The organism is Planomonospora algeriensis (genome assembly GCF_977012225.1).
On the sequence record NZ_CDRNDK010000409.1, the window covers coordinates 1 to 5584 of the forward strand.

6 protein-coding genes are annotated in these 5584 nt (G+C 76.5%); all 6 read left to right on the forward strand.

What is annotated here, in order from left to right; all coding sequences use genetic code 11:
- On the forward strand, nucleotides 1-609 hold a 609-nt coding region (locus tag ACWJ6R_RS28870), incomplete at its 5' end, for a M16 family metallopeptidase (protein WP_449065254.1).
- Nucleotides 610-689: 80 nt separating this feature from the next.
- Complete coding sequence (locus tag ACWJ6R_RS28875) at nucleotides 690-824, forward strand: hypothetical protein (RefSeq protein WP_449065255.1); 135 nt, start codon at nucleotides 690-692, stop codon at nucleotides 822-824.
- A gap of 35 nt (nucleotides 825-859) precedes the next feature.
- Nucleotides 860-2308: an ABC transporter transmembrane domain-containing protein gene (locus ACWJ6R_RS28880; protein WP_449065256.1), complete on the forward strand. Its 1449-nt coding sequence runs from the start codon at nucleotides 860-862 to the stop codon at nucleotides 2306-2308.
- On the forward strand, nucleotides 2287-2622 hold the full coding sequence (locus tag ACWJ6R_RS28885; protein ID WP_449065257.1) for a hypothetical protein: 336 nt from the start codon (nucleotides 2287-2289) through the stop codon (nucleotides 2620-2622). Before ACWJ6R_RS28880 ends, ACWJ6R_RS28885 begins: the two co-directional genes overlap by 22 nt.
- Nucleotides 2604-4523: an ATP-binding cassette domain-containing protein gene (locus tag ACWJ6R_RS28890; protein ID WP_449065258.1), complete on the forward strand. Its 1920-nt coding sequence runs from the start codon at nucleotides 2604-2606 to the stop codon at nucleotides 4521-4523. The genes ACWJ6R_RS28885 and ACWJ6R_RS28890 overlap by 19 nt, the downstream gene beginning before the upstream one ends.
- A complete protein-coding gene (locus ACWJ6R_RS28895; protein WP_449065259.1) occupies nucleotides 4520-5566 on the forward strand; it encodes a radical SAM protein in 1047 nt (348 codons plus the stop codon). The genes ACWJ6R_RS28890 and ACWJ6R_RS28895 overlap by 4 nt, the downstream gene beginning before the upstream one ends.
- The last annotated feature ends 18 nt before the right edge of the window (nucleotides 5567-5584 follow it).

A 5584-nucleotide genomic window follows, 5' to 3' on the forward strand; every position in this document is an offset into this window, starting at 1 on the left:
CTGCCCGCGATTGAGGGCGGCCGCCTGGCGGCGCTGCCGCGACCGGGCGCGCCGCAGTCGCGCATCCGGCTGCGCGCGCCGGGACTGACCGTGGCGCACGAGCGCTATCCGGCGCTCTTCCTGGCCTGCAACGTCCTGGGCGGCGCCCTGTCCTCCCGGCTCTCGCGCAGCCTGCGGGAGGACAAGGGCTACGTGTACGGCGTCAGGGCGTTCTTCGACCACCGTCCCGGCCGCGGGTTCCTGGCGATCGAGGCCGACACCGCGGCCGGCACCACCGCTCCCGCGCTGGAGGTCCTGGCCGCCGAACTGTCCCGGATGCGGACCCGTCCGCCCACCGGCCAGGAGATCGAGGCGGCGCGCGCCTACGCCGTCGGGTCGGCGGCGATCCACCTGGCCCCGCGCGCCGGGCTCGCCACCGCGCTGGCCGATCTGGCGGCCAAGGGGGCGGATCCGCTCCTGCTGCTCGACTTCCCGCGCCGGCTGGCGGCCGTGACGCCGGACGCCGTGGTCGCGGCCGCGGAGGAGTTCTTCGCTCCCGAGCGCTTCTCCGGCGTGGTCGCCGCGGACCCGTGCGTACTCGCCGGCCCCCCGGTCCTGGCGCCCGGGTGAACACGTCCCCGCCGGCCCGGCATCCGGGCCGGCGCCCGAGCCGCCCGGATCCGGCGGCGCGGCCAACGAGAGGAGAACCGATGGAAACCGGCATCACCGTCCTGGACCTGCTTCCGGTCGTCTGGGAGACGGAGCCGTCCCCCTACGGGCCGAACACCTGCCGGGGCACGTACTGGCGCCCGATCTGCCTCGGTTCGCGTTTCGACACCGTCTGATGCCGTCCCAAGCCTCGGACTCCGCCGTCCGGCAGGTGACGCGGCGGGACGGCGACCGCCTCCTCGTCGCCACGACGCGCGGCCTGCGGGCGCCCCTGGCCGTGACCGCGACGGCCGTCGCCCTGTCGACGGCCGCCGTACTGGCCCTGCCCGCCGCGCTGGCCGGCGCCGTGGACGGCGTGGTGTCCGGCGAGGGCGCGCGAGCCGCCGGGTTCCTCGCGCTCGTCCTGGCCGTCGCCACCTGCGCCGATCTGGTCGACACCCTCGCCGGCGCGGCGACCACCGCCTCGGCGACGGCGTCCCTGCGCCTGCGCTTCACCGCCCACCTCCTGCGCCTCGACGTCGACGGCGCCCGCCGCCTCCCCGCCGGGGAACTGGCCAACCGGCTGGTGGGCAACACCGCCAGCGCGGGGCGGGTCCCGCTCACCCTGGTGTACGCGGTCGCGGAGACCGTCAGCACCGGCGGCGGCATCGTCATGCTGCTGGTGACCGACTGGCGCTCGGGCATCGCCTTCCTGATCGCGGTGCCCGTCGCGCTGGTGATCGTGCGGCTCTTCGTCGGCCGGCTGTCGGGGGCGTACGAGCGGTACCAGAGCGCGCACGGGCGCCTGGCCGCGCGCCTGACCGCGACCCTGGCCGGCATCCGCACCGTGCGGGCGTCCGGCACCGTCGACCGCGAGATCGCCCGGGTGCTGCGCCCGCTGCCCGAGCTGTCGGAGGCCGGCCGCACCATGTGGCGGGCCCAGGCGCGGGGCGTGTGGCAGCTCACCGTGCTGCTGCCGCTCATCGAGGTGGTCGTGCTCGTCGTGGCCGGGCTCGGCGTCGGCGACGGCCGGCTGCAGCCCGGGCAACTGCTCGCCGTGGCCGGCTACGCGGCGGTGGGCGTGGGGTTCATCGACCAGGTCGACGCGCTCCTGGGGATCGCCGAGGCCCGCGTCGCGGCCCGCCGGATCCAGGAGGTCCTCGAACTGCCGCCCCTCGTGCCCGGCACCCGGCCGCTGCCCGAGGGCCCCGGCGCGCTCTCGTTCCGCGGCGTCACCGTCACCCGCGAGGGCTCCCGCCTCCTCGACGCCGTCGATCTGGACATCGCCCCGGGCACGCTGACCGCCCTCGTCGGGCCGTCCGGGGCGGGCAAGACCACCCTGGCCATGCTGGCCGGGCGACTGCTGGACCCCGAGCGCGGGCGGGTGCTGCTGGACGGCTGCGACCTCGCCGACGCGACCCCGGAGTCGCTGAGCGGCGCCGTCGCCTACGCCTTCGAGCGCCCCGTCCTCCTGGGCGGCGACCTCGCCTCGGCCATCGCCTACGGCATGCCGGAGCCGGATCGCGACGGCGTCCGCGCGGCCGCGCGGGCCGCACACGTCGACGACGTCGTCCGCCGCCTGCCCGAGGGCTACGACACCCCCGTCGCCGACGCCCGCTGTCCGGCGGGGAGTTCCAGCGGCTGGGGCTGGCCCGCGCCATGGTGCGCCGGGCCCGCCTGACCGTGCTGGACGACGCCACGTCCGGTCTGGACACCGCGACCGAGGCCCAGGTGACCGCCACCCTGGTCGAGGGCATGCGCGGGACCACCCGCCTGGTCATCGCCCACCGCGCGGCCACCGCCGCCCGTGCCGACCACGTGGTGTGGCTGGACGGCGGGCGGATCCGCGGCCGGGGCACGCACCGGGAGCTGTGGCGGGACCCGGCGTACCGGGCCCTGTTCGCCGCCGGTCCGGACTCCGCCGGTCCGGACTCCGGCGACGCGGCGGGCGACGACAGCTCCTGGAATGAGGAACCGTGCCCGACCCGGCTGTGACCCCCGCACCCGCCTCCCTCGCGACGGCGGACGTCCTCCGCCTCGGAGCGGACGGCCGTCCCCCCGGCGGGTTCCGGCTGCTGCTCGCCCTGCTGCGCCCCCGCAGGCGGCCCCTGGCCGCCGCGCTGGCCTGGGCCTGCGCCGAGTCCGTCCCGGGGCTGCTGTCCGGGCTGCTCATCGCCGCCGCCGTCGACGACGGCTTCCTCGCCGGGCGCCCGGCCACCGGCCTGGCCTGGCTCGGCCTGCTCGCGGTCGCGATGCTGCTCAAGGCCGCGGCCACGCGCCTGATGTTCCCTCACCTGGCCGCGGTCGTGGAGCCGCTCCGCGACGACCTGGTGCGCGCCGTCGTCACGGCCGCCGTGACCCGCGCCGCCCGCGGCGAGCGGCCGGACACCGCCGCCGCGAACCGGCTGACCGGGCAGGTGGAGACGGTGCGGAACCTGGTGTCCGGGCTGCTGCGCACCGCGAACGGGCTGGGCGTCTCGCTGATCGCCGCGATGGCGGGGCTGCTGGTGCTCTCGCCGGCGGCCGCGGCCGTCGTCGCCGGGCCCGTGCTCGTGGCGCTGGCGGCGTTCGCCTGGCTGCTGCGGGTGCTGCTGGTCCGGCAGCGCCGGCTGATCCTCGCCGACGAGACGCTCACCGCCGAGGCGACCCCGATCCTGGAGGGCGCGCGGGACGTCGCCGCCTGCGGGGCGCGCGATCAGGCGTACGCCACCGTGCGGGCCGCGGTGGACGCCCAAGCCGCGGCCACGCGTGCCCTGGCCCGGGCCGGCGTGTCCCGGCGGCTGATCGTCGTCATCGGCACGCACGTGCCGCTGCTCGGCCTGATCCTCGCCGCCGAGCCGCTGACCCGGCGGGGACACCTGAGCGTGGGCGAGGTCGTCGGCGCGGTGACCTACATGGCGAACGGCCTGCAACCCGCCCTGCAGATGCTGACGGGCGTCGTCGCGAGCCGGGGCGTGGCCCTGGCCGTCACCCTGAACCGCATCGCCGAGACCATCGTGTCCCCCGGGGCCGCCCCGGCCGCGTCCGGCACCGCTGCACCCGCCGGTCCCGCCGGTCCCGCCGGTCCTGCCGCTCCTGCCGGTCCTGCCGCTCCTGCCGCTCCTACCGGTCACGCCTCTCCCGCCGGTCACGAGCTGCGGGCGGAAGGGCTGGGCTTCGCCTACGCCCCCCGGGCCACGCCCGTGGTGCACGACCTCGATCTGGTGATCCCCGAGGGGGACCACCTGGCCGTGGTCGGTCCCAGCGGCATCGGCAAGTCCACCCTGTCCCTGCTGTTCACCGGAGTGCGGCGGCCGACCAGGGGGGAGATCCTGCTCGGCGGGGTGCCGCTGGAGGCCGTCCCGGAGCCCGCCCTGCGCTCCATGACGGCGCTCGTGCCCCAGGAGGCGTACGTGTTCGCCGGCACGGTGCGGGAGAACCTCGGTTACCTGTGCCCGGCCGGGACCGCCGACGCCCCGCTGGACGAGGCGGCCGACCGGGTGGGCGCGCGGGCGCTCGTCGACCGGCTCGGCGGCCTCGACGCGGAGATCGACGAACCCGCCGTCCTGTCGGCCGGGGAGCGGCAGCTGATCGCCCTGGCCCGGACCTACGCCTCCCCCGCCCGCGTGGTCGTCCTGGACGAGGCGACCTGCCATCTCGATCCCGCCGCCGAGGCGAAGGCCGAGAGCGCGTTCGCCGCCCGGCCCGGCACCCTCATCGTCATCGCCCACCGCATCAGCTCCGCGGTCCGGGCCCGACGCGTCCTGCTGATGGACGGCACCGCCGCCCGGGTGGGCACCCATGCGGACCTGCCGGCCCGCTCCCCCCTGTACGCCGATCTCGTCGGGCGCTGGACGAACGACCGAGCGCCCGGCCCCCGTCCCGGTCATCCGCTCACCACCAGGAGGTCCCCATGAGCGCCCCCGCCGCCAAGCCCACCGACGTCATCTGGGACGTCACCTACGCCTGTCCGCTGCGCTGCGTCCACTGCTACTCCGAGTCGGGCAGGCGTCCCGCCCGGCAGCTGAGCCACGGCGACATGCTGCGGCTCGCCGACGCGATCGTCGCCATGCGCCCGGAGTCGGTGGAGTTCGCGGGCGGTGAGCCCCTGGTGGTCAAGGGGATCTACGAGGTCGCCGAGCGCATCGGCCGAGCGGGCGTCGCCGTCAACCTCTACACCGGCGGCTGGACCCTCACCCCCGAGACCGCCGAGGAGGCGGCCCGGGTGTTCAGGCGGATCACGGTCAGCGTCGACGGAACCGACGCCGAGACGCACGACCGGATACGGGGCAGGGCCGGCTCCTTCGACCGCGCGATGAACGCCCTGGCCATGCTGGACGGCATCGCCGCCCGGCGCGCGGCGCGCGGCGGCGCTCCGCTGCTCTTCGGCGTCGACTGCTCGGTCGTGCGGAGCAACCTCCCCCGGCTCGAGGAGTTCTGCACCGACGTCGCTCCCCGCTTCCCGCGGATGAGCTTCCTCAACCTGGCCGCCGCGGTGCCGTCCGGTCTGGCCAGCCGGCCCGGTTTCGCGGAGACCGAACTGCTGGACGACGCGGGGCTCCGCACGCTGACCGGTGAGGAGTACACCGCGCGGCTGCGCTCCCTGGCCCCGGCGTCGCTGACCGTGACCACCTCCAACAACTTCCCCCTGATGATGCACCCCGCCTTCGTCGCGAGCCACGGGTTCCCGCTGATGCAGATCGAACCCGACGGGCAGGTGCGCGCCATGCCCGTCTACGAGGGGTGCGTGGGCAACCTGCTGACCGAGGACCCGGAGGTGCTCTGGCGGCGCGCCGTCGAGCGGTGGAGCGACCCCTTCGTGGTGGAGACGCTGTCCGGGGTGCGTTCCATGGCGGACTGGGCCGAGGCCACCCGGCGCATCGACCGCCGCTTCGGGAGCCCGGAGGTGCTCATGCGCATCGACCGCCGCCCGCCGTGGCGGGCCGCGCAGCCCGCATGAGCCCGCGGCCCGCCCGGC